This window comes from Planococcus sp. APC 3906, assembly GCF_030407685.1.
Taxonomy (GTDB): domain Bacteria; phylum Bacillota; class Bacilli; order Bacillales_A; family Planococcaceae; genus Planococcus; species Planococcus koreensis.
In genome coordinates, this window is record NZ_JASDCW010000013.1 from 24674 (window position 1) to 50929 (window position 26256).

The following is a 26256-nucleotide window of genomic DNA, read 5'->3' on the forward strand; positions in this document are numbered from 1 at the left end:
ACTCCACCGATTTTGTGGGTTCCCTTTTTGTTTACTATTATCCAGTTTGAAAACTACTTGTCAAACTCATAATAATCCTGCGCATGGACTATTTCAAAACCGACGGACTCATACAAACGCAAGGCGTTGGCATTCTTCGTTTCCACTTCCAGGTGAACCGAATGGCCGCGTTCACTTTGCTGTTTGACGATGCGGCGCAGTACCTTTCGGCCAAACCCTTTGCCTTGGTGTTCGGGCAAGATTGAAAAGCCATAAATCCATGCTTGTCCATTTTCCCGTTTCACACGGATTTTGCCGATGGTGTTATCACTGACATCGATCATCAGCATCTCTGTGTGTTCGTCTCTATTAATCCGGCTTTCGGTCGCTACCGCATTTTCCAAGGAGACATTGAAGACCTCCACATCAAGGCGTACACGCAATTCCAAATCTTCTCGAGCTGCTTCCCGCAAGATGAAATCATCTGTTGTGTTCTCAAGCGGTTGTGGCTGCCATTGCATTTGATGCTCCGAAAATGCATAACGGGCTCCTTGACGCAGTAAAAATTCTTTGGCTGCTGATGAACTAGCCGGGGCGTTCAATAAAATCTTCTTAAAGCCTGCGCGTCTGACTGCACCCATCGCCTCTTCGAACAACCGCGTAAAATGGCCTTTCCGGCGTTCGCTGGGCTTTACCATGCCTGTCACTTCAATCGTTGAACCGAAAGGATACATGCCCAAAAACGCTATCAATTCCTCTTTTTCGTAATGCAGCATATCAAGCCCTTCGGTAGACCGGTTCCGCAGCATGTCCCAGTTCAATTTCATTTCGAGTCCGTCATGCGCTTCCACTTCTTTTTGCAATTGTTCAATATCGGTAAATTGTTCCGTCGTTAACATATCGATCTCCTCAACACTAAATTTTCGGGTTTTTGTTCATGCTGTCTAAAAGAATTCAGCATGAATTCTCTCTTCATCATAAGCTTCAGAACATCTTCGCACAATATTTTTAATTTAAGAACAATAAGTAAAACAATTAAACCGTAATTAGTTTGAAAGTTTCGACTTTAAGGCTGAATGATTCTTTTTAGTGTGTTATGGTAATTATATGGAATTAAGTGACAGGAAAACGAAACAAAGAAGTGGAGGAGAACCGATGCCGACGTGCCAGAACTGCAAAAACCGATGGGGATGGACCCAAACAATCAGAAAAATGCCTTTTCTCGACACAGGAATGATCTGCCCTTATTGCAGCACAAAGCAATATCCGACAAATCCATCCAAGAAAAAATGGGGCTTAGCAGGTCTTCTGACTCCTTCTGTTATGCTCGTTGCATGGTTGTTTGAGCTGCCGCCGGTTTATTCTTTAGGGATTCTGGTGCTGACTTTTTTCTCGCTATTGGCTATTTATCCGGTTCTCATGGAATTTTCAAACGAAGAAGAACACTTGTGGTAATTAAACGGTTAACAGCACAGGCAACGGTTCTAATGCCTGTGCTGCTTTTTTCATAGCCACATTCTACATGGGGCGTTTATTTAATCGCGACATTATGCTGGACCTGATCCTGGTTCGTCCATACAATGGTCGTGCCAGGTGCAATTGTGATGGTTTCTTCTACAAATTCATAATCTGCAATGTCAATTTCAACTTCATCCATTTGCTCCGCATCTTCATCTACCACAACCGTCATTTTCATCACAGGATGAGGCTCGCAAAAGATTGCAAACTCTCCAGCTTCATTGAACACGAAGCTGGTTGTTTCGCCATTCGCTAATAGCGCTGATGCAGCGCCGCTCATAGCTTCAGGTGCTTCAGCCGAGGCTTCATCCGTTTCATCTTCTGCAGGTTCCTCTTCATCCGCATCTTCTTCAGGCATCTCTTCTTCGGCTTCTGGAGCCGCTTCCTCAGCTGGTGCGCTTTCTTGTTCTTCAACTTCTGTCGCTTCATTGGCTGCAGGCTGTTCTTCTTCTCCACAAGCCGCCAAGGCAAGAATGCCTGCTGCTAGGATTAACCCGAATTTTTTGTTGATCATCTTCTTCTCCTCCTTGTAAATTGCTCTTTTTTATAGAACGCAAGAAAAGGGGAATTAGATTACAATTCCAAAAAGAAACACCAAACAGGAGTGGTCGCTGCTGACGCAAAAAAGGATTGAGTGCCAGTAAACAGCGCTCAATCCTTTTTTTGTTTTTTTGTTCATTAACACACGGAATCATTTGATTTTGGAACCGACAGCCCGAACAATGGCCGCAGGTATAACGCAACGAACGTACCGGCAAGTGCAAGGATGCCCCAGATGTAGCCGTGAAGGCTGAATGAAGCGATGCCGCCGAAGTAAGCGCCGATGTTGCAGCCGAATGCGAGGCGAGCGCCATAGCCCATCATTAATCCGCCAACGACAGAAGCAGCGAAATTGCCTGCAGTGACTTTGGTGAATTTGAATAATCCACCAGCTGCGGAAGCGATAAATGCACCTATGATAACGCCAAGGTTCAAGACAGTGGTGGAATCGGTGAAGATAGAAGCTTGCAGCGATGCGGCATTGGCTCCTTGCCAATAGCCCCAGCTTGCAACGTCGACACCGAAAGCAGCTGCGATTTTAGAACCCCATAAAGCGAATGCAGACGTAATGCCCCAAGGCGTTCCGCGCGTCATGAGCGTCAAGGCGTTAAGTACTGCCAGAACAATCGCGGCTGCAAATAACGGCCACGATCCTCGGAAAATCCGTTTCCATCCTTTTTCTGAAGGCAGAGGCGCCATTTTAGGCGCTTTTTTCTTCTTCTCAATGACCAGCGTGAGCCAAGCGATCAATCCGAAAAATGCGATGGAGACAAGCCATGCGCCGCCGTAGCCGAGTCCAGTGGACGTGGCCAGTGAAACAGGAGCGAATGCAGGCATTTCTTCCGTCCAGAACGGCAAATGGTAAGCGCCGATTGTCGCACCGACAATGAAGAAAATCAGCGTCACGAACATGACTGTGCGTCCGCCGCCCAATGCGTAAAGTGTGCCGGAAGCGCAGCCGCCGCCGAGCTGCATGCCGATGCCGAATATAAATGCGCCGACGACCAAGCTGACACCAACCGGTGAAACGTATCCGGCTACCGGTCCGCCGAAGAAAGTTGTGCCATACGCAAGAATCGGTGCAAACAGCGTTACCGCTATCGCCAGCATCAGCATATGTGCGCGCATCGATTGCCCGTTGCCAACAGAAGCCATGCGCCGGAATGCCGACGTAAAGCCGAAGCGGGCATGGAATAAAGTATAGCCAAGCAACAAGCCGATGCCCAACAGCATCGGCTGAGAGACGTGCTGCGTTGCCAGCAAGTATACAAACAACAGGATTGCGGCAATCACGCCACCGGCAATCAGGATTTTTTGAGGTGGATTCAATGCAAGACCGTCTCTTGTAATGGGATCTTTTGTTTCATTAACGGGTTGAACTGTAGTTATGGCCAATGTTATAACACCCTTTTCCTATTAATTTAGTCGGATTAAAGTTTAATGTTAATGTTTTGAAGTTTTGAAGTCAACTTGTTTAGCTTGCCAACAAGCTGGTATAGCAAAAACTATTTATTAAAGAATAAAAAACTAATTACAGTTCGTTGTATTTAGATTATTGGAACAATGGTAAAATTTATGGAACGCATAAAAAAAGACACCTAGCTAAAAGTGTCTTCTTCACATGCTTACTAAAATTGGTAATGATCAATTATTCTCAGAAATCATAGAGAAGATATAGTGGTCTTCCCACGAACCATTTATCTTAACGCCTTTTTGTTCCAAGCCCTCTTTATGGAAGCCTGCCTTTTCCAAAACCCGGATGGAACCCGTATTGCTGGGCATTACCCCTGCTTCAACGCGGTGCAGCTTCAGTTCAATAAATGCGAATTCCACTGCCAGGGTAACAGCTTCTGTCGTATAGCCTTTGCCGTTAAATTGGCTGTCCAACGAATAGCCGATCATACATTTCTGAAGCGGTCCCCGGACGACTCGAGATAAGGAGATTTCACCCACTAATTTGTGGTTTTCCTTAGTGAAGATCCCAAAAGCATAGTTTTTGTCTGCTTCTCTTTGCTTAGCAGAATCGTTGATGAAATTCCTTATGCCATCAAATGTGTAGGATTCCTCCTGAAAAATCGGAGAATACTTCTGGAAAAATTCACGGTTTCTTACATGCAAATCGAGCAAAGCCTGTGCATCTTGATCTTCGAAAAAACGGATATATATTTTGTTTCCCATAAGTTCCATAATGTTTCAACTCCCTTATAATGACTATTGCATCAATTGGAGATAGCGTGTGATTTTCAGAACAACCTTAACAATTAACACGAACCAATTATAAAGAAGTATATGCTTCTGGCGTTGCATAAAACAACAGGTAAGTTATGGAACTTCATTTCGATTGCCAACAATGTTGAGCTGTTTAAAGTATATAATTTTGATGTTTCCTTATGAAACGAAAAAAATGATTTTAAAGCTTATTCCTCAACTAATTATGTCCTTTGGCCAGAGAATACTAAAACGAAGGAGGCAGTAAACAATGGCAATAAAGATTGAAAAGCTTTTGACTATAAAGTTTCCGATAATTCAAGCTCCCATGGCGGGTGGCGTGACAACTACACAATTGGTGGCTGAAGTTTCCAATGCAGGGGCACTGGGCATGATCGGAGCCGGCTACTTAACGCCCAGCCAAGCGCGCGAACAGATCAGAGAAATCAAGCAACAGACACAAGAACCGTTTGGCATCAATTTATTCGTACCAGAAAAATTCAATGTGGTGAAAGAGGAAATTGAATTTGCAATCGATGTTCTCAGCCCGATGCGGCAACAATTGAAGCTTCCACCGCAAAAGCATATGGAGTTTCCATCGGAACAAGATTTGCACGAAACATTCGAACAGCATCTCCAAGTGGTTATTGAAGAACAAGTGCCTGTTTGTTCTTTTACTTTTGGGATTCCGTCGAAGGAAAAGATCGCTGAATTAAAAAAACATAAGATTTTCTTGATCGGGACCGCAACAACAGTTGAAGAGGCAATTGAAAATGAGAAAGCCGGAATGGATGCGGTTGTGGTGCAGGGAAGTGAAGCAGGCGGGCACCGCGGCAGTTTCCTTGATGGGAATCAGGAAAAGCTCATCGGCTTGATGTCCTTGGTTCCACAAGTGGTTGACCAGCTAAGCATCCCGGTTATTGCAGCGGGTGGAATAATGGACGCACGGGGAGTAATGGCGTCAATGTCTTTAGGAGCAGCAGGCGTTCAAATGGGGACAGCCTTTTTGACTTGCAAAGAAAGTGGAGCGAACGGCATACACAAAGCAGCAATCCTCAGCGCCTCAGCGGACGATACCATCATGACTCGCTCTTTTTCAGGGAAATGGGCCCGCGGGATTGAAAACCAGTTCACCAGGCAAATGAAAAAACACGAACTGCTCTTGCCGGATTTTCCGCTCCAAAATACGTTGACCCAAGAAATACGGAAGGTATCAGCAAGTCAACTAACGAGCGATTACATGTCGCTATGGTCAGGGCAAAGCCCGGAATTGGCGAAAGATCAGTCGGCTAGAGAATTGATTGAATCGATTATGGGGGATGTTGAGAAAAAAGACTTGGATTTTTAGCTGAAGAAGTTTTGAGCGATGGAAATGCACTGTTTAGATGAATAGGCTATCGCTTGATAAGCAGTTTCCGAAGAGGTGAAATTTGTGAGCATAAAAATCGCAATTCTTGCAGACGTGCATGGCAATAGTGCTGCTTTATTAGCAGTGTTGGATGAACTGAATAAAATACCAGACCTCGCACACATTTACTGTTTAGGAGATATGGTAGGAATTGGTTACGAGACCAACGAAGTTTTAGACATTCTTTTTTCGAGAGACGATGTATCTTTTGTGTCTGGGAATCATGAAGAAGAAATTATCGCAGTAATTGATGGGAAAGAAATTGCGAGTCAAGGTGGAGAAAGAGTTCATCATGAATGGCTCGCAAATCGCTTAGATAGAAGATATATTTCTTATATTCGTGAGATGCCTAAAGAACTAGTTGTTGAATATGAGGGCAAAAAACTTTTGTTTGCACATTATCATCTGAATGCTGAGCGTCAATTCATCCCGATTGATACTGACCCTACTGTTGAGAAACTAGATGAACTTTATAAAGATTCCACATTTGATTTGGTTTGCTTTGGCCACCATCATCCGCTGCATTATTTTACATCAGACAAAAGAACGTATTTAAATCCAGGTTCGTTAGGCTGCTTTGATCGTCCGGTCGCAAGATATGCGACAGTATTGATTACGTCTGAAGAGATTACTGTTCAACTAAAAAAAGCGACATACAAAAACCAAGATTTTCTATCGGGATATGAACTGCTGGAAGTTCCGGAAAAAGATTTTATTTTAAAAGTCTTTCACGGAAATCAATATTTGATCAAAGAATGATATTCTAGATATCCTAATTTCCGCCATAGACAATTACCAAGATGAACAGGTGATTTGAGGGGATAAAAAGCTCTTAATTGGAATTTGAAGCTATATTTCGATTTCTGGCAGTGGAAATGTACAATTATTTGTTCGGGATGAAAGATGAATTTCAGTAAAAAAGCAATCTGAAAATCAATCAATTGGCAAAGTTATAGCTGCAGTTGAAGAAAGGAGAATGGACAGCATGAAAAATTCGAGTTTCGCACATTCCAAGCCTATAAAATGGGGAATCTTTTTGTTTTGTTTCGTGCTCGCTATAATGCTGATGGCGGCAGGATTTGAGCTTTTGGGTGGGATGGGGAATATAGATGGGACTGGCATTGGTGTACACTTCCTCTTTTTTGAGGTGAATGATCAGGTGCCCTTAAAGGCTATTTTAAGTTATGCTATCGGATTTATGAGCTTAAGCGTTTTAATAGCTGTATTTCCTTTTGTTTTATTTCATAAAAAAGTTTTATCATATATTGCTTCGGTTTAGTCATCCAGTTAACTGATATAGCTAGCCAAATAAGTTTAAATACTAACTTTTAATGCTAGCAATAATACAGAAAGGGAAAACGAGTTCGATTTTTTACTCATTTTCTTGAAACCTAAAAGGGGAGGCTATTATGAAAAACAACAGCTTGAGAGCCATCTGGATTATTCCCAATATCTTATTCTATCTCTTGTCCTTAACGCTTTTAGGATTTATTATGGCGAATGCCCAAGACTTGCGAGAAATACATCGGTTAGAAATATGGATATTAGCCTTGCTTATTCTTTTATTAGTTAGCTTCTTTGGAACTTTTCAAATTATGGGTTGGATAAAGAAAGGCAAAATGTAGATACTGAGTAAATGCTTTGGCGGATTTTGCAGTCTGGCGATGCTGGAGCGGGAAGTGGAGGTTAGTCAGTGGCAAAAATATTCATAGTAAGTGAAGATTTCGAGTCGGCAGAAGAGTTGAACATGTTCAGCAACTTTCAAAATGCTGCTAAATGGTATATCGGGCCAGACGGAGACTCTGATGAAACTCGCAAATTCTTGACTGATTTTATAAGTGCTCAAGATTCGTTTCCTGTTTTTCTTGTAATGGAACCCTTTGGTGATGTTTCATCAGAACTTGTGCGATTGCTTGAAGACAATCGGATTGCCTACACCGTCCGAACGGAGGGCATGAAAAATAAAAGCATCCCGGTTTTGAAGATTGTGCTCAAAGATGCACATTCATTAAAGATAATAGTAGACCAAACATTTTGGATCGCTAATTCCAATAATTTTTACGCGCTGTCCTTCTCGGATAATTGCACATATAAATCAGCAACCAGAAAAACTTTATGGGGCCGTAAGAAACCTTATATGCACCCTTTCTTTGAAATGAAGGAAGCTTCTACGGTTATTAGCATTTGGTACGATGGGGATGGATTCAATCTTTATACGAATGATCACCGTTATAAAACATTGGAAAGCCTGAAGAGCCATTTGCCTGAAGGAACATTAGTGGAAGAAGCTGGAAGCCCATATCCACAATAAAAACGATGCTGCTTAAACCTTAACTTCATCGAGTCTCTGTTTACACAATAAATTTAATACAGGAATGCACTTTATGAAAAGGAAGTGAGCTATTTTGAAGAAAATGCTTCCCGTACTAGGTATTCTCATACTTTTTTTGTCAGGCTGTGGAACTATCGATGGAACGGTAAACGAAAAGAAGGAAGCCAGTTTTATCGTGGAGACGTCTTCAAATGGCTCAGAATCGGAAACCGAGGAAGTTTTCTTGATCGATATCACAACATTCAGTGGGGCTGTGAGTTCTTATGAAGAATTGGAAGTGGGACATCAAGTCCAAGTAGTTCCCGCAGAACTTTCGGAAGATTTCCCTTATATTCTTGCAACTGATGTAATTGTTAAGTAAAGAATGATTGATTTGAACAGAGTGATAAGGGCAAAGGAGGAAACCATAGCATTGGTTTATACAAAGCATGATTTAGAAAAGTTGGAAGATCGCTTTGAAAATTTCTTTTCACTTCCATACGAAACCATTGAGATTCCGGATAGTTTGAGCGAAATAAATGATGTGCCCTATCCACTACTTCGAAATAAATTGCTCAAGGAAAATTTCAGTTTATTGATATGCATTCCACATCTTCCTGTGTTTAAAGAGTTGAAATCAGCAGAACTTTTAAAGGAAAACCCTTCTTTCAGATTGTTGAAGAATTCTTCTGAAAACTACAATCTGGCTATCGAGGAATTTTTAAAAAAATCGGAATACACGTCTAGCTTTATTTGGATTCAAGATTTTAAAAACGTGGTGGTCGAGATGCCGAAAACCAGCCAACAAAGGATGAAACTGTCGAATTTGGGCGGAAATCAAATTTATAGTTTTTGGTTGGAGATTGAAGAATGCGCAATGGCTGTGTGGAATTAAAGTTCTGTAATCGCCTGGAATGTGACGCATTCGTTATGTGGAAATGAAAGGAGGACTCATCTTTTGGACAGCATTATTTTTGATTTGGATGGAACGATTTGGGACCCGATCGACACAGTTCTGGGTGCTTGGAACAGCATTTTAACAAGAGAAGAAATGAATGAATTAACGAGGGAAGAATTAGCGGCCACGATGGGGATGCAGATGGATGAGGTCGGGATGAAATTGTTTCCTGCATTAAGCGAGGAACGCCGTGAGCAGTTAATCCATGAGTGTTGGTCATTGGAAACGGCCTTTTTAGCAAAACGTGGTGGAGCACTTTACGAAAATGTAGAAAATGTGCTGGCAGAGCTTTCGCAAAAATACAAACTTTACATAGTAAGCAATTGCCAAGATGGCTATATTGAAGTGTTCTACGAATATCATAAATTGGAAAAGTATTTCCTGGATTTTGAAAACCCAGGAAGAACTTCGCTGTCAAAAGGTGAGAACATCAACTTGGTCATCGAACGCAATAGCTTGTCCAAGCCGGTTTATGTTGGCGATACGCAAGGCGATTTAAATGCAGCAAAATTTGCGGGCATTCCCTTTATCTACGCGAAATATGGTTTTGGCCAAGCGAGTGAGTACGACGAAGCTGTTGAAAGTTTTGATGAACTTTTAAGGGTTTTCAGAAATGGGAATGATTGAGATTTAATGGGATTGGTATATGCGAAAATGCATTTCTTGAAATATAAATGATCAGCATCAGCGAATGCAGAAATTATTAGCCGAGACATATTAACCGAAAACGGAGGAATATAAATGGTGAAAGTAAAGCTGCAAAAAATGGATGAAGAAGAATTCGATCGTTATCTAGCGTTTTTAATTCCCGATTACGCCAATGATTTAGCTGTTAACTTTTTGATCCCGACGGAGAAAGCTGCCGCCGAATCTGAAAAACTCATGCATGATTTGTTTCCTGACAAACAGCATTCAGAAGGGCAGTTTGTCTTCAATATTTATTCAATTGAAGAAGATAAGAATGTTGGTGTGATTTGGTACAACATTCAAACTGACAGCAACAAAGCTTATATCTATCATATTTTGGTAAATGAAGAGTTTCGGAATCAAGGATTTGCAAGCGCAGTTTTGAAGGAATTTGAAGAAAGCATGAAAAGTTCTGGAATCACCTCTTTAGGGCTGAATGTTTTCAGCACCAACCCGAACGCTCAAAAACTTTATGAAAAGCTGGGTTATCAGGCCCAATCAACAGCGATGGGGAAAAGAATTTAGAATGGGGCTTTCCGATGAAAGGTCTGTATGAATCCAAATGATCTAGTTAAAAACAGTCCATCCTTTATTAAAATATAAGATGATTTAATGATCACAGATTTCAACGGGACGTTCAGAATTTTATCTCTTCCAAAGGAGTGATTAGATGAGTGGCATAGAACTGCTGATCCATTTTAAAAATGGACTGAACAATTATTCACCTGAGCAGCTGCGGCAGATACCGGCAAAAGGCGTTTGGTCGATAGGGCAGATGTACGACCATATTATGTTGGTTGCCCATGAATACCTCGATAATATGGAAGCGTGCGCTGCGTTGACCGAGGAAAAGCCTATGGGCAAAACCAGCTTTGGTGACCAATTATTTAAAGACGGGGGGTTCCCGCCAGTTAAAATCAAGCTTCCGGATGAAATGAATGCCCCGCCCAACAACTCAGACAGCAAGGAAAAACTGGTGGCAAGGATGGAAGAGCTTATTCAGAGGCTGAGCGAGTGGGAATCAAAAGTGGAAACGGTCAACCCGAATTACAAAGTGAAGCATGGCGGTTTCGGCTGGCTGAATGCAAAAGAATGGTACGAATTGGTCGAAATGCATTCGCGCCATCATCTGCGGCAAAAAGAAGAATTGGACCGTTATATTTTAAAGGAATCTGAGCAATAAAAAATACAGGAAGGATTTATTGGAGTTTAAAAGAATTAGTTATATAAATTCATGAAGATGCCAGTGGCTTTGTATAAGTGATAATCCAATCCAAGAAGGAGGTTTTTAAAATGAAATACCAATGTCTGGGCTTTTTTGATAAAGAGAAAATGGACGCTCTGCCAAAAGAGGAAATCGATGCAATTATGCTGGAATGTCAGCCCCACCTCGACGAATTATACAAAAGCGGCCATGTGTTAATGGATCTCGGGGTTGCACAGGAAGTGAAAAGCTTGAAGCGGATTGATGGGAAAGTGCAAATAGATGCGCGTCCGAAAGCCGAGCCCGAGAGAGTTTTGGGCAGTGTCTTTGTGATTGAGGCCGGGGACATGGAAGAAGCGATCCAAGTGGCTTCTCTGCATCCAACCATACAGGTCAGCGGCGGGGAGCAGTTGGGCTGGGAAATGGAGATCCGCCCTGTCCACTCGTTCGAAATGAGATTGTAAAGAGCTTGCTTGTTTTTTCTTTCCCTACTGTTCGTTTTTCTTGAAGCGGTTACCTGTATTCATGTAGATCAATCCGATAACTATGCTCGCAATCATCAAAACCGTACCGGCAATGAACAACCAGTTTTTATGGAGCAACTCTGCTGCAAAAATCAATGAAATCGAAACGGTCACACCCAGCATCAGTTTTCCAGTGGCTTTGCATAACGCGACAGTGTCATATTGTGCCTTATCTTCTTTTGACATCGTGTTATAGCCCGATATGAGCATTGCGCCTTTTCCTTGCAGCAAGTAAATGCTGAGACTCAGGAAAAGGAAGATCACACCTAGTGGGACAATCATTTCCATCGGCATGTAAAAAAACACCTCATTTCCATTACTATGGATTTTGTTCGATCTTGCTTTGCCTTGATTAATATACTCATTTGCTTCGATAAAAGTTTCATTTTGAGTTTAAATGATTTCATTTTCTAAGCATGATATGGAGGGGAATAGCATGGCGAAAGTGTGTGTGGGAATGGTTGTTTCGCTAGATGGTTTTATCAGCGACCGTAATAGAGAATTGGGCAAACTTTATGCAAGTTTTAAACCGAACGAAGAAATCAATGCGATGATGGCGCAAACGGGAGCAGTTGTTATGGGCAGTAATACCTTTGCGATGAGCAAGGATCCAGATGCTTACGCAGACAATTACGAGTTTCAAGTTCCATTGTTTGTGCTGACGCATCACCCTCCGGCGAAGCATCCGAAGGAAAATGACAATTTGACGATCACATTCGTAACCGATGGCGTTGAAAGCGCTGTTCGTCAAGCAAAAGCCGCTGCGAAAGACAAGAATGTCGTGGTGCTTGGAGCGGACGTCAGCCAGCAGCTGTTGAAAGCGGGCTTGGTGGATGAATTGCAGATTGCGATTGCGCCACTATTGCTTGGTTCGGGAATTCGCTTGTTCGCGCATTTGGAAGACCTTGAAGTTCAATTGGAAAAACTGCGCGTCATCGAGACCGCTGAGCAGGTAGAGGTTTGGTATAAAGTTTTGAAATAGGAGCCGATTAGCAAAAGAAATGAATAAAGTCAAAGAGGCAGGAGAAGTTTTTAATGTTTGCAACAATCGAGTGGCGCTTTTTTATCGATACTGTTTCGAAAGAAAAGGCACAAAAAATTATAGACGATTTATCAAATAAAATAGGCGCAATAACCATCATATCCTTAGAGCATTACTGGAAGGACAAATCGAAATATGACCTCACTTGCTCAACTCCGTTACAAATCGAGCAGCCAGAAGACGCGGTGTTTCAAGTACTTTTGCTTGCAGGTCAATTGGGCAATGAAATCACAGTGATGGGTCCGAGGATAGTTGAAGCTAAGCAAGTGGAATTTGAAGGGATCTGTTCAACGCCGAAAATGAAGGGGATTTATTGGTTTCATTTCGAAATCAACAATTTCAGTTAAAATGACTCGAACTATTCAATAATGTGCACCAAGCCCGATCAAGGGAGGATTATTTTATGGCGGAATCTGAAAAAGAAATAAAACTCGAGGGCGGCAATGTGTCCGGCGTTTATCGTTTGGGCAATACGGTGCGGCGGGAATTAAAACCTGAAAGCGTGAAAATCCACAAATTACTGAAGCATTTGAAACACAGGAATTTCAGCTATTCACCTCAGTTTTTGGGAATTGATGAAAAAGACCGAGAGATTCTGTCGTTTATCGAAGGAGAAGTCGGCAATTATCCGGTGCAACCGTATATGTGGTCGGATAACTCTTTAAAGGAAATTGCGCAGATGCTGCGTCACTATCATGATGCTGTGAGTGATTTTCCTCTTGATGACAGCTGGCAGCCGTTGGATCTTACACCACCCATTTATGAGGTGCTCTGCCACAATGATTTTGCGATTTATAATCTTGTTTTTAAGGATGAAAAACCAGTGGGCATAATCGATTTTGATGTTGCTGGGCCGGGGCCAAGACTTTGGGATATCGCTTATGCGCTGTACACATGCGTCCCATTAAGCAGGTATAATCTTTCTCAGAGAGATGGGACGCATGAATATTACAAGGCAGCCCAAGATGCAGACCGGATAAAACGAAGAGTGAATCTGTTTCTTGCGGCATACGGCCAGGAATTTAATGGAGATTACTTAGCAATGGTGTTGCTGCGGCTGGAAGGATTGTGCATGACAATCAAGCGAAGAGCCGATGAAGGTGACGTTGCTTTTCAAAAGATGCAAGCTGATGGACATGTTGAACATTATGAAAAAGAGATTGAATTTATTCGTTTGCATGGCGAGGATTGGAATTAGGAACCATCAATTAGCTTTGAGGCTTCAGGGGTTTTTTGACGAAATGAGCTATCGCTGTTATATAGGCCAACTCGACAATAAAACGAGCATCTCCTTTGGAGGCGCTCGTTTTATTTTTGCGGCAATAACTTTCTTCTCAAAAGTCCAGCTGTCCTTTTGTTCGACTCCTTCAGCAATGGCACCATTCATCTCCAAATCATCTTAATCAAGAGAAAAGTGGGAACTCGGTGAGGAAAAGGTGAAACTCGAGGGGAGTATGTGGGAAATCAGAAGCAGAAAGGTGAAATTCATCAACAGAAGCAAAAAAATCCACCAAAAAAGCAGCTTGCGAAGTAGGCAAGCTGCAAGAATTCATTGGTGTAGATTAGCAGTTGCAGCATGTCTTTGGTCATTCATAAAGATCCTTAAACTGCTTCATGAACTTGCGGTCGATGCGCTGCTTGATTTTCCAGGGGATCTTGCCATGGATGGAGCGCTTTCCGTATGTCAGGAAAGCTTCGCCATCGCCAGTCGAGAGAATGGACATAAAATGTTTCTGGGGTTTGAACGGTATCAGTTTATCTGCGGATAAGCTGCTTTTTAGATTTTTCCAAAGGATGGGGCCTTGCCGCACTGCGTAGACGCCGTTTTTCGCAAGCTTCGGATAGCGGTCAATCGAGATGCAATCCCCGGCACCGAAAATAGTGGGGTGTCCGACACTCTGCAACGCTCGGTTGACGAGCAGAAATCCGTCCCCATCCGTCGGCAAGGCGGAATTCTTGAACACATCATCGCTTTTTGGACCCGTCAACCATAACACATCCGTTTGCGGATACGATTCCCCGTTGGTGGCTATAACTTGTTGTTCTTCAAGCGCTTCAACCGAAGCATCTGTGAAAAAAGGTAGCTTTTTTTGCAGGGCAATGGCTTCGATTTTCTTTGATGATGCGGCGCCTTCGTTAGCAAGCAGGGAAGTTGAGCTTAACAGAATCGTGTTGGCCCGCAAGGCATGCTGCTTTCTCCAGGCTTGGATGGAAAAGGCCAGCTCCACTCCTGCCGCGCCGCCGCCGACAATGACCGGATAGGTGCTATTCCGCAGCCGCAGCAATTGTTCCGGAAACCTGTAATTGGGTTTGATCGATGAGACATGTTCTTTCAACGCATCGGGAATAGCGGTGCGCGAACCGATATCAAACGATGCCAGGTCATAGCGATAAACGGCTCCTTCTTCACCCTTTAATGTTCTCGCCTGTGCATCGACAGCGACAATGGTATCTTTGATGAATGTGCAACCGATTTTTTCACAAAGTTTTGCGAGGTCGATTCGGATATCGTCTAAATTGTATAGGCCTTCCGTGTATCCGGAAAACATGCCCGAATAGTATTGGTGGCGTGAAGGGGAAATCAGCACGACACGCAAATTATCCAGTGCTTCGTTTTTCACTTGCTCCAGGCAATGCAGATGGGCATGTCCGCCTCCCACAAAAACTAAGGTCTTCATTTCATTTTGCTCCCGTCTATTTCAGAATGCGCCTGGCTTCAGCCATGCGCTGGGCAATGGTGATCAATTGCACCGCTACAAATATTAACGTGATGGCAGTTAAATACGTTGAAAATACAATCATCAGGGTAAAGAGTATAAAGCCTTCTGTCCGTTCAGCCAAGCCTGCCTGGTAATAGAACGATTTCGTCCCTTGTTTTTCGGATAAGGCGCCGACAGTCAAGAACACCGTCATGCCGACAATGATGGAAACGCTGAGCAGCAATAATGCCCACATCGAGTCGGGGAAACGGAATGCCAGCCCCAGAATGACGCTGATCTCGACGACGCGGTCAAAGCTGATATCGAGCAGCGTGCCCCAGGAAGAAGGCTTGGTTTTCCGGGCCATGGTGCCGTCGACGACGTCCAAATAGCCGGATAGCCACAGGACCAGGATGGCGATGATTGGCTGGTCCAGGTAGATGAAGAGGCCGGACGTTACGCCTATGGCAAAGGCGATCTTGGTGACCCCATCGGCAGAGAAACCCATTTTCAGCAGCATGTCCGCCGTTTTTTCCACGGTAGGTTGAACATGTTTTCGTGCATGTGTATCGAGCATGGAAATCACCTTTTCGTTATCAAGATAATTTCAGTATATAATATGTTTCCATTCTAAACCCGTAATCCCCCTCTGTATAAGGAACTAGGGCTAACAGCCGATATTCCCTTGAGCCCAATGGCTTAGAGGCGCAAGTGAATTCTTTTTTTTGTTAAGATGAACATAATTCACGAAATAGAAAGGATTTGGTCGAGATGGTGAAAAAATATGATATCGCAATAATTGGAGCGGGTGCAGCCGGGTTGACGGCTGCTTTTACAGGAGCCGGATTTTCAAAAAGCGTTGTTCTGATCGATAAGAACTTACCGGGCGGAGAATGCACATGGTCAGGCTGTATTCCGAGCAAATCGCTGATCAATACCGCAAAAGAAATCCATCACGCCAAAAAATACAGCCCGAATCTGGAGATCGATACAGCTGTCGTGTTGAAAGATATTCAGGACGTCATCCAAAAAGTCTATGCCGGCGAGTCCCCTGATGTGCTGAAAGAGTCAGGAATCGATTTTATCAACGGCTACGCAAAATTTATCGGACCGCATTTATTGGAAGTGGACGGCGAGCGCATCGAAGCGAAAAAAGTGATCTTGTCTACTGGGTCGTCGCCAATGGTGCCGCCGATCGAAGGCTTGGACAAGGTATCCTATTTGACGAATGAAACCCTCTTCACCTTGCAATCTTTCCCGAAAACAATGACGATTCTTGGAGGCGGAGCAATCGGTGTGGAGTTGAGCCAAGCCTTGAACCGCATCGGCGTCAAAGTGACGCTTGTGGAGAAATTCGAGCGCATTTTGCCAAAAGACGAAGAAGAACTGGTATTGATGATTCAGCAGCGTTTGACCGATGAAGGAGTTACGATCCATACCGGAGCGACTGCTGTCAAAGCGCAACAAAAAGGCAGCCAAATCGATTTGACAATCAAAAAAGACGGCAGCCAAAAGACGGTTACGAGTGAAGGGCTGTTGGTCGCGCTGGGGCGTGAAGCGAATGTCAAAGGCTACGGCCTGGAACAAGCAGGCGTGGAATTCACGAAGAAAAGCATTACGGTCGATGATCATTTGGAAACCACGGCGAAAGGCGTCTACGCAATCGGAGATGTCGTAGGACCTTACCAATTGTCGCACATGGCGAATGCACAAGGCATCACCGCTGCGCAAAATGCGATTTTGCCGATTAACAAGAAGATGGATTACGAGCATGTCACGTGGTGTACATACACGGATCCTGAACTTGGCCGCTCGGGAATGTCTGAAGAAGAAGCACGTGAGAAATACGGCGATTCCATCCGCATCTACGAACACGATTACGCGGATTTGGACCGTGCCAATACGAAAAAAGACAGCATCGGCAAAGTGAAGATCATTCTGGATAAAAAAGGCTTTATTTTAGGTGCGAGCATCTTGGGCGACCGCGCCGGTGAAATCATCAGCCAAATCCAGACCATCAAATCGCTGCACATCAATATGGGCAAATTATCGGGTGTCATCCATCCTTATCCGACGTACAGTGAAGTGTTGGTGAAAATCGGCAAGAAGGTATACGTTGATAATTTATTGAACCAACCGGTTGTGAAAGCGTTCAATCAAGCGAAAGACGGCGAACTTCCAGCAGGGAAAATTGCGGCTTATGGCGCTGTCGCTGCAGCGGGAATCGGCATTGCTGATATGGCAGTCAAAAACAACATCAAGCCGAAACTGGGTGTGGAAAATGGCCGTTTGAAACCGATGCCGTCGACGCCAAATGCGGTGTCATCGCAATCCCATGACAAAGACAAATATGTGCCGGCATGGCCATATAACGGCAGCAAAAGTGAAGCGAAAAAGAACGTCATCGGCATGCTGAAAGGCTACGAAGGCGTCACGATTCTGCAGGTGGACGATAATTACGTCTATGCGGTTGCAAAATCGAAAACGATGCATTTCAAGGACGACATCGAATTTTACTTTAACGATGCAGCACAGCACATCGAATTCCGTTCAGCGTCACGGGTCGGCTATTCAGACGCAGGCGTCAACCGCAAACGCTATGAAAAAATGAGAAACCGCTATTTCGGCATTTCGACTCATAGCCGCAACTCATGAGCAAAAAGACTCTTTTGCAGATAGGGAAATGGCTGCTGATTGGTCTTGCCATCGGCATAGCCATTTGGCTCAGCCGCTCTGTTTTTCAAATTGATGCGAATAGCATTCGCAATTGGATTCTGTCGTTCGGCATTTGGGCACCCATTATCTACATCATCATTTACACGGTGAGGCCGCTGATCTTTTTTCCGGCCTCGGTATTATCCATTGCCGGGGGCTTGGCGTTTGGGGCATGGCTCGGCACCCTTTATACCATCATCGGTGCAACATTGGGTGCCATGCTGTCGTTTACTGTTGCAAAAACTTTGGGTACCCGCTTGGTGAGTGGAAAATGGACCGGCAATGCTGGCAAAATCCAATCCCAGATGGAACACAACGGTTTTTTCTACGTGCTGCTGTTCCGGTTGATTCCGGTCATTAATTTTGATTTGATCAGCTATATGGCGGCACTGGCGAAAGTCCGTTTCGGTTCGTTTGCACTGGCGACCTTAATCGGCATCATTCCAGGCACGTTTGCGTATAATTTCCTGGGAAGCAGTTTTGTCAGCGGAAACCCGCAAATCATCCTTTTGGCTGTTGTGGTCTTCATCGTCTTAACGGTTGTGCCAATTGTCATCCGCAATCGCTGGAGCAAAAAACAGTCACCGGATGCATAACAAGAAGTTTATCAATGGATTTAGGAAGTGGAGAAAATGAAGAAATTTACACTCTTAACCTCTGGAATACTGGCACTGGGGTTGGCTGCTTGCTCTCAGAACGCTGAAAAAGGGTCTCAGGATAACTCTGGAAACTTGCTGGCGAGCGATTGGCAGGAAGTGTCGGACGCTGCGGCTGGGCAGGAAGTCAATATGTATATGTGGGGCGGCAACGACAACATCAACCGCTACCTGGACGAATGGGTTGCGCCGCGCATGAAAGAAGAACATGGCATCGAGCTGACTCGGGTGCCGATGAACGATGCCCAGGACATCATCAATCAATTGCTCGATGAGAAATCAGTCGGCAAAACCGATGGCAGCATGGACATCGTTTGGATCAACGGCGAAAACTTCAAAGCAGCGAAAGACAACGACTTGCTGTGGGGCGATTTCAGCGGGAAATTGCCAAATTTCATGGATTATATCGATGCGGATGCTCCTGAAATCGCAGAAGATTTCGGGGAGCCGGTACACGGCTTGGAAGCACCATGGGGCCAAGCGCAATTCGTTTTGGTGCACGATGAAAACAAATCGCCGAATCCGCCGAAATCAATGGTGGAACTGGCCGCTTGGGTAAAAGAAAATCCGGGGCAATTCACGTATCCCGCGCCGCCTGACTTTACAGGCAGTGCGTTCATTCGCCACGTCTTGTATGAAACGACAGGCGGCCACGAGCAATACCAGCAGCCGGCTGCGGAAATCGACGATTTAGAAGCGCGCTTCGAACCGATGTGGCAATACTTGAACGAAATTGAACCTTTTTTATGGCGTGAAGGGCAAACGTACCCTGAAAGCCTGGCCAAACAAGACCAATTGTTTGCGAGCGGCGAAATCGGCATGACGATGAGTTACGATCCGGCTCTGGCAGCCAGTGAAGTGCTGAAAGGCCGATTCCCGGAATCGACCCGCACATTCTTGTTCGACGCGGGAACGCTTGCCAATACCCATTTCCTATCGATTCCATTCAACTCGTCCGATAAGGAGGGAGCGATGGTCACAATCAACGAATTGCTGTCGCCGGCAGCGCAGACCGCGAAACTGTCTCCTGAAAATTGGGGTGATTTATCGGCGCTCGATTTGGAAAAGTTATCTCCCGAACAGCGCCAGGCCATGACCGATGTGGATTTGGGCAACGCGACACTGCCTTTGGAAGAGCTGGAAGCGAATCGCTTGCCGGAATTATCAGCGGACTACATTGAAATCATCGAAAAAGGGTGGATGGAACATGTTGCAAAAGAGTAAACCGTATCTTTTGCTGCTGCCCGCCACCGCCACGATTGTCCTCCTGTTTTTTGGGGGACTTTTTGATGGGCTGCTGAAAAGCCTGGGGTACTTTCCGGCAATCGGAAAAATGGAGCTGGACCTTACCGCTTATACTGGATTGCTGGGTTCAACCGATTTCTGGGAGTCGCTCGCCCTGACCACTAGAGTGGCAGCCTTGTCTTCCTTGATTGCATCAATACTTGGCGGCATCATTGCGATTTCCTTGTTTATGCTCAGCGAGTCCGCGAAATCGGGGCCTCCGCGATTTTCGCAGCGTTTGTTTCAGCTGCCGCTGACCATTCCGCATCTCGTCGGCGGCTATATCATCGTCCTGTTGTTCATGCAAAGCGGTTTTTTATCGAAGATTCTGGCCACAGCGGGAGTGATTGATGATATCTCGGATTTCCCGGTGTTGGTCAATGATCCGTTCGGCTGGGGCATCATCATGGCATATGCCTGGAAAGAGGCTCCTTTTGTGTCGTTGATGATTTATCCAGTCTTGACGCGCATCCACAGCTCCTGGCGCGACGTGTCCAGGGTTTTTGGCGCAAAAGGCTGGCAATTCATCCGGGAAATCGTCCTGCCGATTATTTTTCCTGCATGGACCATAGCAGCTTTTATCGTCTTTGTCTTTACATTTTCTGCGTTCGAAGTGCCTTATTTGCTTGGCGTCACTTATCCAAGCATGCTGCCGGTTTATTCGTATCAGCTTTACACGAGCGGTACATTGGCTGATCGGCCGGAAGCGTTAGCCGTCAACATTATCCTGGCAGCTTTGACCATTCTTCTCGGTCTGGCCGTTTATTTTTTCAGCAAGCGCTGGAATGTCTTAAAGGGGTGGAATTGATGGAGCGACGCCCGAATCTGATCAGATTGTTTTTCTTCTCTATCGTCTTCCTTGTCATCGTATTTCCATTCCTCCCATTGCTTTTGTCGAGCGTATCGTTTGGCTGGCAATGGCCGAATGTCTTGCCTGAATCCTATAGTTTCCGAGCTTGGGAATATGTGCTGGCCGGCAGCTCGGGCACCTGGCCGGCAGTGGTAGCCAGTCTGCTGATTGCTGGCATTGTCACTGCGGTGAACATCTTGCTGGCCGTGCCGGCTGCCAATGCTTTGTCGCGCAATAAATTCACCGGCAAATGGCTGGCAGAAGCCATCATTTTTGCTCCGATTGTCATTCCGCCATTTGTTGCCGTCATGGGCATCCATTTGACGTTTTTGCGCCTCGGATTGACTGAGACGATATTCGGCGTAGTTTTGGCCCACCTTTCGCCAACATTGCCTTATATGGTGCGTGCCGTCATGATCAGCTATAATACCTTATCCGTCGATTGGGAAGACCAGGCACGTATGCTGGGCGCCGGCCCGGGTTCCCGTTTTTTCCACGTCGTGCTGCCGCATTTAATGCCGGGCATCGCAGCAGGTGCGAGTTTGAGCATCCTGATTTCCTTGAGCCAATATTTAATCACATTCCTGATTGGTTCGGGCCAAGTCGTGACATTGCCGATCCTGCTGTTTCCGTTCATTAGCGGCGGAGATCCTGCCATTGCGTCCGCCTATTCGCTGTTGTTTGCGGGAATGGCCATCTTGACATTGCTGGTGATGGACGTATCATTAAAGAACTATTATAAAAACAAAAAAGCCTCAACGGTTAAAGGCCAGCAGAGAGGGGTGGAATTGTGAACGATTTGCGCATCATAAATATAAAAAAGCAGTTTAAACAAACTGAGCGAAGAGGCGATCCGGCGTTTTCTCTTCAACCAATCCAGTTGACAATCCGCGAAGGTGAATTTTTCTCGCTGCTTGGCCCATCCGGCTGTGGCAAGACGACGCTGCTGAAATTAGTTGCCGGGTTGCTGCAGGCTGACAGCGGCGAAATCTGGGTAGGGGACACCAATCTCACGAAGGTCCCGTCTGAATCCAGAAAGTTCGCGATGGTTTTTCAGCAATCGCTGCTTTTTCCACATATGTCAGTAGAAGACAATGTGGCATTCGGTCTGAAGATGCAGAAAGTCGGCAAAAAACAGCGGCTCGATAAAGCTAGAGAGATGCTCGAAAGAGTCGGCTTGGCTGGCTACGGCAGCCGTCTGCCGGACGAATTGAGCGGCGGCCAGCAGCAGCGCGTGGCGCTAGCAAGAGCGCTCGTTGCCAATCCCCGTGTCTTGCTGATGGATGAACCGTTCAGCGCATTGGACCCGAGCCTGCGGGAAGAAATGAGGGAGCTGCTGGGCCGGATTCAAAAAGAGTTCCGCGTCACCGTGCTGTTCGTCACGCACGACCGGGAAGAAGCGTTCTATTTATCGGACCGGATCGGCATCATGAACGAAGGGGAATTGCTGCAGGTGGGCAATGCCCGGGACTTGTATGAACGCCCGGCCAGCACAACAGCCGCTTCATTCCTGGGATTGAAAAACATCATTGAAGGAACAGTCAGCGACGGCCGCTTTTCTTCCAAAGGCGGCAACTTTGAATTTGCTGTAGATGACCGCTTTCAAGCCGGCCAGGGCTTTTTGGTTCTGCGTCCGGAAGCGGTTGAACTTATGCCTAATGCTTCTCTGCCGCCAAAGGGCTCGCTGCATGTCAGTGGAGTCATCCAGCAGCTGCGGTTCAAGCACGGATTTTATCTGTGCAAAGTACAAGTGGGCGACGAGCAGCTGGAATGTGTATTTTCCAGCCGGCAACGGGAAAACGCCACCGCCGGTCAAAAGGTTGATTTAATGGTTGACTTGAAAGATGTTTGGATAGTGGAAAAATAAGCGGTTTATTGAAGAAACAAGTTCGGTAAATTGATGAATGCAAGATCCGCAAATGGAAGCGCTGGAAAAGCGTCTGCCATTCGCGGATTTTTTAGTTTCCGGGTATGAAGTTTGCAATCCCCACAATCGCATACATGGCTCCGCTCACAATCACTCCGCCGGCAAGGAAATGACAAAACAACTTCAGAATATCAAAAATCGCTCCAGCTAAATCATCGATGAAACTTTTCATGGGCGGGACCTCTTTTCTTTATGATGAGTATCGTATATCTGCTTTTCCTTTCATTCAATATACCTTTACTAATAAAAATCGTTTTGCTAATTATACATTTTTGGGGTAAATTGGAATAGAAGAATAAGATTCTGGAGTGAAAGTTATAGTTGGTAAAGCAGGATTGACAGCTTTCGCAACTGAATTTATGTTTGCTGCAGGCAAAAAGAGGGGGATGTTAATGATGGTTTTCCACATCCGGGATATGAATAAGAAAGATATAGGCGCAGTTCAAAGTGTAGCTAGGGAAAGTTGGAAAGCCACTTATACCGGAATCATCCCGATGGAAATTCAAGAAACTTTTTTAGGAAGCGCTTATAGCGATGGCATGATGCACAAACGTTTGGAAGCTTCTTCTCTTTACGTTGCCGAAGTGAGCGGGGAAGTCGTAGGATTTGCGAACTTCTCAACGGTGAAACAAGGAAACATTGCTGAATTGGGTGCGATATATCTCTTGCCTGAATATCATGGAGAGGGTATTGGAACGGCACTTCTTCAGAAGGGCATCAAGAATTTAAATGGGGCCCAATCACTTATTGCAGATGTGGAAAAAGAAAATAAATCTGGAGTAACGTTCTATCAAGCCAAGGGGTTTCAGGCACACTCTGAGTTTGACGACAATCTAGATGGGCTGGTTACAAAGATGCTTCGTATGGTCTTGAGCCTTTAACCTCACAAGTCCCTTAAAAAAACAGGATGTATCTTCTTTGCCTTTCGGCTTTTTGAAATAACTGTCCTAATATAGACAAATTTTCGATAGATAAATTCTCAACTAGACGTTATACTATTCTTACAACTAAACAGACTTTGACTTTATGTCGAAGGGGAGTAGCTATAGGGAAACCTATTTCACAATCGTCATTACATGGTTCGTAGCCATCGGTTGTGATAGCAAAAATTTTGCTTAGCGAGACCTTTGCCTTTAATTAGACAAGGGTCTTTTTTGTTGTAATAAAGTAAAAGGGGAATAAAAATTGGAAGCGATTTTATTGGAGTATTTATGGGTGTTGTTGGTGCTGGTTGCACTGGAAGGGTTATTGGCTGCAGATAATGCGGTCGTCATGGCGGTCATGGTCAAGCATTTGCCGCAAGAACAACAGAAGAAAGCTTTGTTTTATGGATTGATGGGGGCATTCGTTTTCCGTTTTGCAGCGTTGTTCATGATTACGATCTTAGTGGATGTCTGGCAGATCCAGGCTTTGGGAGCGGCTTACCTATTGTTCATCGCCTTTAAGCACATTTACGATCAGCGGAAAGGAAAAGAACATTCCCTGGAGCCGGAAGCGACGAAAGGGTCGGGCTTTTGGATGACGGTTTTGAAAGTGGAATTGGCGGATATTGCTTTTGCGATCGATTCCATGTTGGCGGCCGTTGCGTTGGCGATGACATTGCCTCACTTGGGAAGTGCGGAAATCGGAGGCATCAATGGCGGTCAGTTTGGCGTCATGCTTGCCGGAGGATTGGTCGGCCTTGTCATTATGCGATTTGCAGCACATAAATTCGTTAAGTTATTGGCAGACTACCCGCAGCTCGAAACAACTGCGTTTGTCATCGTCGGCTGGGTCGGCGTCAAGCTATTGGTGCTCACCTTAGCGCATAAAGACCTTGGCATCCTGCCGTATGATTTTGCCCATTCAACAGAGTGGAAGCTGATTTTCTGGGGAATTTTGCTTGGAATCGTGATTGTTGGTGCATTGATCAGTGTGAAGAAAAAGAAAGCGCAAGAAATTTAAAAGCGCCTTTCCTTATATGCCATATAAACACAAAAAAGAAGAAACTCATTGACGAGTTTCTTCTTTTTAATTGCTGGAAAAGCAGGGTGCCTTTTTCATTCATTTTCTTTTTCTGTCCATCGCCTCAGCGACTTGTGAAGAATTTGCATGTTCTTCTTTCTTCAAGTGATCGATGATGTTCCCGTAATCCGTTTCATTGCGTTTTTGGCTCATCTTGGAGGCAGCTTGGACTTCCGTCACTTGGACCTTGAAGCCGACAATTCCTTTCAGCTCTTTTTCGAGCGTTTCAGAAGACAGCGTCTCCCATAAAACAGGATGTTCACGGTGTTGTTCGTATTTCTGCATCAACTTCGTCAAGTCGGCTATTAATTCGGCTTCGTCTAAAAGTCTCGCTGCACCATATAAATGAACAGCTTGGTAATTCCATGTTGGAACATTTTCCTTTTCATACCACGAAGAAGAAATATAGGCATGCGGGCCTTGAAACGTAATAAGCACATCACCGCATGTATCAAATGTCCGCCATTGGGGATTTCCATAAGCCATATGCCCGGTGATGAAATAATCATCTTCTTCTTTTACCAATTGAAGCGGCAAATGTGTTGCAATGGGTTTGCCATTCTTTGTGGTGATCAATGTACCGAATGAATTTGTGTGGATGAATTTCTGGATTTCTTCCAGGTCTGCAACTTTGAAATGTTTAGGAATATACAAAAAAATCCGCCTCTCAAGAATTATTAGAGTGTTTTGGTCATAATCAAGTCCACTTGCTCGTCATCGCCCATAAAGAACGAGTGCGAACCCGTTTGGGCAAATCCTTTTTTCTGATAAAATGCAATGGCGTTGGTGTTGTCTTCCCACACGCCCAGCCAGATCGCCTGCTTCTTCTCGTCTAGCGCAATCTCAAATGCTTTATTCAACAGCGCTTTGCCGAGGCCATGCTTTTGGTAATGCTGTTTTACGTAAATCCGTTCGACTTCCAGCGAGCCGCTGCCCATTGCTTCGGTCTGCGCTTTATCCATATTAACTTTCAAGTACCCGGCGATTTCCTGGTCCCAATAAACGAAAAAGAAATGCGAAGACGGATTGGCAAGCTCCTGTTTCAATGCCTTCAAGTTATAAGCCTTTTCCAAATAGGCATTCAGGTGCTCTGGGGAATTATGCTCTTTGAATGTTTCCGTGAATGTTTCAACACTGATTCTTTGGAGTTCGCTGGCATTCTCCAAATTGCATTTTTTAATCGTCATCAATGGAGTCGCTCCTTTAAGAAATTAATAGTTTCGCTTATGGCCTTTCTTTACAAATTCCCAATCTTTTTCGACGTTTTTTCGGATGCGCTGCAAAAGCTGGAATGCCGCATCCGTTTCTTCTTGTGAAAAACCTTCCAAAGCCATTTGGTCCGAATATTCATTTTCACTTTTTATAAACGGATAAACACTTTTCCCTTTTTCAGTGGGGAAGAGGCGTTTGATTTTTTTATTGGTCAGATCGCTTTTCTTCTCGATAAATCCACTCGCTTCAAGTTTTTGAAGGGCACGCGTGGCAGTGGAGCGATCCACTTTGATCAAATCAATCAATTGTTCTTGGATGATACCCGGATTTTCAAAAATCCGCACGACATATAAATACTGCCCTTTCGTCAAGTCGAATTCTTTGAACTCGATGTTGCTGATGGAATCCAAGGCTCTGGCGATCATACCGATTTCCCGTAGAATTTCTTTCATCTCATGCTCCTTTTTTAGTGTAAATGCAACAGGTACTGAATTAAGTATAAAAAATAATTATTGCATTTGCAACAAAAA

34 protein-coding genes are annotated in these 26256 nt (G+C 44.7%); 23 read left to right on the forward strand and 11 right to left on the reverse strand.

Annotated elements, in window-relative coordinates; translation table 11 throughout:
• Positions 1-53: 53 nt before the first annotated feature.
• On the reverse strand, positions 54-878 hold the full coding sequence (locus QMA09_RS09160; RefSeq protein ID WP_290212865.1) for a GNAT family N-acetyltransferase: 825 nt from the start codon (positions 876-878) through the stop codon (positions 54-56).
• A 256-nt stretch (positions 879-1134) separates the two neighbouring features.
• Between QMA09_RS09160 and QMA09_RS09165 the strand changes: the two genes are divergently transcribed.
• Positions 1135-1434, forward strand: coding sequence for a TIGR04104 family putative zinc finger protein (locus QMA09_RS09165; protein ID WP_290212866.1), 300 nt, complete (start codon positions 1135-1137; stop codon positions 1432-1434).
• 76 nt (positions 1435-1510) lie between these two features.
• Here the strand turns inward: QMA09_RS09165 and QMA09_RS09170 are convergent, their stop codons facing one another.
• The 3 genes from QMA09_RS09170 to QMA09_RS09180 all read right to left on the reverse strand — a co-directional run bounded on the left by QMA09_RS09170 (position 1511) and on the right by QMA09_RS09180 (position 4224).
• Positions 1511-2011 carry a plastocyanin/azurin family copper-binding protein gene (locus QMA09_RS09170; protein ID WP_290212867.1) on the reverse strand — a complete coding sequence of 167 codons (501 nt, stop codon included), beginning with the start codon at positions 2009-2011 and terminating at the stop codon, positions 1511-1513.
• 164 nt (positions 2012-2175) lie between these two features.
• Positions 2176-3426, reverse strand: coding sequence for a YeeE/YedE family protein (locus tag QMA09_RS09175; protein ID WP_290212928.1), 1251 nt, complete (start codon positions 3424-3426; stop codon positions 2176-2178).
• A gap of 255 nt (positions 3427-3681) precedes the next feature.
• Positions 3682-4224 (reverse strand): GNAT family N-acetyltransferase, encoded by a 543-nt coding sequence (locus QMA09_RS09180; protein WP_290212868.1) that lies wholly within the window; start codon positions 4222-4224, stop codon positions 3682-3684.
• Positions 4225-4516: 292 nt separating this feature from the next.
• Between QMA09_RS09180 and QMA09_RS09185 the strand changes: the two genes are divergently transcribed.
• From QMA09_RS09185 to QMA09_RS09235, 11 genes are all read left to right on the forward strand, one after another.
• Entirely contained in the window at positions 4517-5593 is a 1077-nt protein-coding gene (locus QMA09_RS09185; protein WP_290212869.1) for an NAD(P)H-dependent flavin oxidoreductase, read from the forward strand.
• An 84-nt stretch (positions 5594-5677) separates the two neighbouring features.
• Entirely contained in the window at positions 5678-6412 is a 735-nt protein-coding gene (locus QMA09_RS09190) for a metallophosphoesterase family protein (protein ID WP_290212870.1), read from the forward strand.
• 217 nt (positions 6413-6629) lie between these two features.
• The gene (locus QMA09_RS09195) at positions 6630-6932 is read left to right on the forward strand and encodes a hypothetical protein (RefSeq protein WP_290212871.1); all 303 of its coding nucleotides are present in this window, start codon (positions 6630-6632) and stop codon (positions 6930-6932) included.
• 130 nt (positions 6933-7062) lie between these two features.
• The gene (locus QMA09_RS09200) at positions 7063-7278 is read left to right on the forward strand and encodes a hypothetical protein (protein WP_290212872.1); all 216 of its coding nucleotides are present in this window, start codon (positions 7063-7065) and stop codon (positions 7276-7278) included.
• A gap of 68 nt (positions 7279-7346) precedes the next feature.
• Positions 7347-7964, forward strand: a complete 618-nt coding sequence (locus QMA09_RS09205; RefSeq protein ID WP_290212873.1) for a hypothetical protein — start codon at positions 7347-7349, stop codon at positions 7962-7964.
• 94 nt (positions 7965-8058) lie between these two features.
• Positions 8059-8346 carry a hypothetical protein gene (locus tag QMA09_RS09210; protein ID WP_290212874.1) on the forward strand — a complete coding sequence of 96 codons (288 nt, stop codon included), beginning with the start codon at positions 8059-8061 and terminating at the stop codon, positions 8344-8346.
• Between the two features lie 51 nt (positions 8347-8397).
• Positions 8398-8859, forward strand: coding sequence for a hypothetical protein (locus tag QMA09_RS09215; protein ID WP_290212875.1), 462 nt, complete (start codon positions 8398-8400; stop codon positions 8857-8859).
• A 63-nt stretch (positions 8860-8922) separates the two neighbouring features.
• Positions 8923-9549 carry an HAD family hydrolase gene (locus QMA09_RS09220; RefSeq protein ID WP_290212876.1) on the forward strand — a complete coding sequence of 209 codons (627 nt, stop codon included), beginning with the start codon at positions 8923-8925 and terminating at the stop codon, positions 9547-9549.
• A gap of 114 nt (positions 9550-9663) precedes the next feature.
• Positions 9664-10134 (forward strand): GNAT family N-acetyltransferase, encoded by a 471-nt coding sequence (locus QMA09_RS09225; protein ID WP_290212877.1) that lies wholly within the window; start codon positions 9664-9666, stop codon positions 10132-10134.
• A gap of 145 nt (positions 10135-10279) precedes the next feature.
• Positions 10280-10792, forward strand: a complete 513-nt coding sequence (locus QMA09_RS09230; RefSeq protein WP_290212878.1) for a DinB family protein — start codon at positions 10280-10282, stop codon at positions 10790-10792.
• Between the two features lie 110 nt (positions 10793-10902).
• On the forward strand, positions 10903-11277 hold the full coding sequence (locus QMA09_RS09235) for a YciI family protein (protein WP_290212879.1): 375 nt from the start codon (positions 10903-10905) through the stop codon (positions 11275-11277).
• A 24-nt stretch (positions 11278-11301) separates the two neighbouring features.
• Here QMA09_RS09235 and QMA09_RS09240 read toward each other — a convergent pair whose 3' ends face one another.
• Positions 11302-11631, reverse strand: a complete 330-nt coding sequence (locus QMA09_RS09240) for a DUF3784 domain-containing protein (RefSeq protein WP_290212880.1) — start codon at positions 11629-11631, stop codon at positions 11302-11304.
• A 142-nt stretch (positions 11632-11773) separates the two neighbouring features.
• On the opposite strand from QMA09_RS09240, the gene QMA09_RS09245 reads away from it, so the two are divergent.
• From QMA09_RS09245 to QMA09_RS09255, 3 genes are read left to right on the forward strand one after another with little or no spacing between them, the layout of a single operon-like run.
• Positions 11774-12319: a dihydrofolate reductase family protein gene (locus tag QMA09_RS09245; RefSeq protein WP_290212881.1), complete on the forward strand. Its 546-nt coding sequence runs from the start codon at positions 11774-11776 to the stop codon at positions 12317-12319.
• Between the two features lie 53 nt (positions 12320-12372).
• Positions 12373-12726: a hypothetical protein gene (locus tag QMA09_RS09250; RefSeq protein ID WP_290212882.1), complete on the forward strand. Its 354-nt coding sequence runs from the start codon at positions 12373-12375 to the stop codon at positions 12724-12726.
• Between the two features lie 56 nt (positions 12727-12782).
• A complete protein-coding gene (locus QMA09_RS09255; protein WP_290212883.1) occupies positions 12783-13577 on the forward strand; it encodes a phosphotransferase in 795 nt (264 codons plus the stop codon).
• Positions 13578-13965: 388 nt separating this feature from the next.
• Here the strand turns inward: QMA09_RS09255 and QMA09_RS09260 are convergent, their stop codons facing one another.
• Both QMA09_RS09260 and QMA09_RS09265 read right to left on the reverse strand, forming a co-directional pair.
• Positions 13966-15057, reverse strand: a complete 1092-nt coding sequence (locus QMA09_RS09260; protein ID WP_290212884.1) for an FAD-dependent oxidoreductase — start codon at positions 15055-15057, stop codon at positions 13966-13968.
• 16 nt (positions 15058-15073) lie between these two features.
• Positions 15074-15655 (reverse strand): CDP-alcohol phosphatidyltransferase family protein, encoded by a 582-nt coding sequence (locus tag QMA09_RS09265; protein WP_290212885.1) that lies wholly within the window; start codon positions 15653-15655, stop codon positions 15074-15076.
• 194 nt (positions 15656-15849) lie between these two features.
• Between QMA09_RS09265 and QMA09_RS09270 the strand changes: the two genes are divergently transcribed.
• The 6 genes from QMA09_RS09270 to QMA09_RS09295 are packed head-to-tail and all read left to right on the forward strand — an operon-like array spanning position 15850 to position 22450.
• On the forward strand, positions 15850-17733 hold the full coding sequence (locus tag QMA09_RS09270; protein ID WP_290212886.1) for an FAD-dependent oxidoreductase: 1884 nt from the start codon (positions 15850-15852) through the stop codon (positions 17731-17733).
• Complete coding sequence (locus QMA09_RS09275; protein ID WP_290212887.1) at positions 17730-18389, forward strand: TVP38/TMEM64 family protein; 660 nt, start codon at positions 17730-17732, stop codon at positions 18387-18389. Before QMA09_RS09270 ends, QMA09_RS09275 begins: the two co-directional genes overlap by 4 nt.
• A gap of 36 nt (positions 18390-18425) precedes the next feature.
• Positions 18426-19673 carry an ABC transporter substrate-binding protein gene (locus QMA09_RS09280; protein ID WP_290212888.1) on the forward strand — a complete coding sequence of 416 codons (1248 nt, stop codon included), beginning with the start codon at positions 18426-18428 and terminating at the stop codon, positions 19671-19673.
• The gene (locus tag QMA09_RS09285; protein WP_290212889.1) at positions 19657-20541 is read left to right on the forward strand and encodes an ABC transporter permease; all 885 of its coding nucleotides are present in this window, start codon (positions 19657-19659) and stop codon (positions 20539-20541) included. Before QMA09_RS09280 ends, QMA09_RS09285 begins: the two co-directional genes overlap by 17 nt.
• Positions 20541-21377 carry an ABC transporter permease gene (locus tag QMA09_RS09290; protein WP_290212890.1) on the forward strand — a complete coding sequence of 279 codons (837 nt, stop codon included), beginning with the start codon at positions 20541-20543 and terminating at the stop codon, positions 21375-21377. Before QMA09_RS09285 ends, QMA09_RS09290 begins: the two co-directional genes overlap by 1 nt.
• Entirely contained in the window at positions 21374-22450 is a 1077-nt protein-coding gene (locus QMA09_RS09295; protein WP_290212891.1) for an ABC transporter ATP-binding protein, read from the forward strand. Before QMA09_RS09290 ends, QMA09_RS09295 begins: the two co-directional genes overlap by 4 nt.
• A gap of 91 nt (positions 22451-22541) precedes the next feature.
• Here the strand turns inward: QMA09_RS09295 and QMA09_RS09300 are convergent, their stop codons facing one another.
• Positions 22542-22682 (reverse strand): hypothetical protein, encoded by a 141-nt coding sequence (locus QMA09_RS09300; RefSeq protein WP_290212892.1) that lies wholly within the window; start codon positions 22680-22682, stop codon positions 22542-22544.
• Positions 22683-22905: 223 nt separating this feature from the next.
• Between QMA09_RS09300 and QMA09_RS09305 the strand changes: the two genes are divergently transcribed.
• Together QMA09_RS09305 and QMA09_RS09310 are read left to right on the forward strand one after the other, a co-directional pair.
• Positions 22906-23391, forward strand: a complete 486-nt coding sequence (locus QMA09_RS09305) for a GNAT family N-acetyltransferase (protein WP_290212929.1) — start codon at positions 22906-22908, stop codon at positions 23389-23391.
• 304 nt (positions 23392-23695) lie between these two features.
• Complete coding sequence (locus QMA09_RS09310; RefSeq protein ID WP_290212893.1) at positions 23696-24454, forward strand: TerC family protein; 759 nt, start codon at positions 23696-23698, stop codon at positions 24452-24454.
• A gap of 99 nt (positions 24455-24553) precedes the next feature.
• Here the strand turns inward: QMA09_RS09310 and QMA09_RS09315 are convergent, their stop codons facing one another.
• From QMA09_RS09315 to QMA09_RS09325, 3 genes are read right to left on the reverse strand one after another with little or no spacing between them, the layout of a single operon-like run.
• Positions 24554-25168, reverse strand: coding sequence for an FMN-binding negative transcriptional regulator (locus QMA09_RS09315; RefSeq protein WP_290212894.1), 615 nt, complete (start codon positions 25166-25168; stop codon positions 24554-24556).
• A gap of 23 nt (positions 25169-25191) precedes the next feature.
• Positions 25192-25701: a spermidine/spermine N(1)-acetyltransferase gene (gene paiA, locus QMA09_RS09320; protein ID WP_290212930.1), complete on the reverse strand. Its 510-nt coding sequence runs from the start codon at positions 25699-25701 to the stop codon at positions 25192-25194.
• A gap of 24 nt (positions 25702-25725) precedes the next feature.
• A complete protein-coding gene (locus QMA09_RS09325; RefSeq protein WP_290212895.1) occupies positions 25726-26178 on the reverse strand; it encodes a MarR family winged helix-turn-helix transcriptional regulator in 453 nt (150 codons plus the stop codon).
• Between the last annotated feature and the right edge of the window lie 78 nt (positions 26179-26256).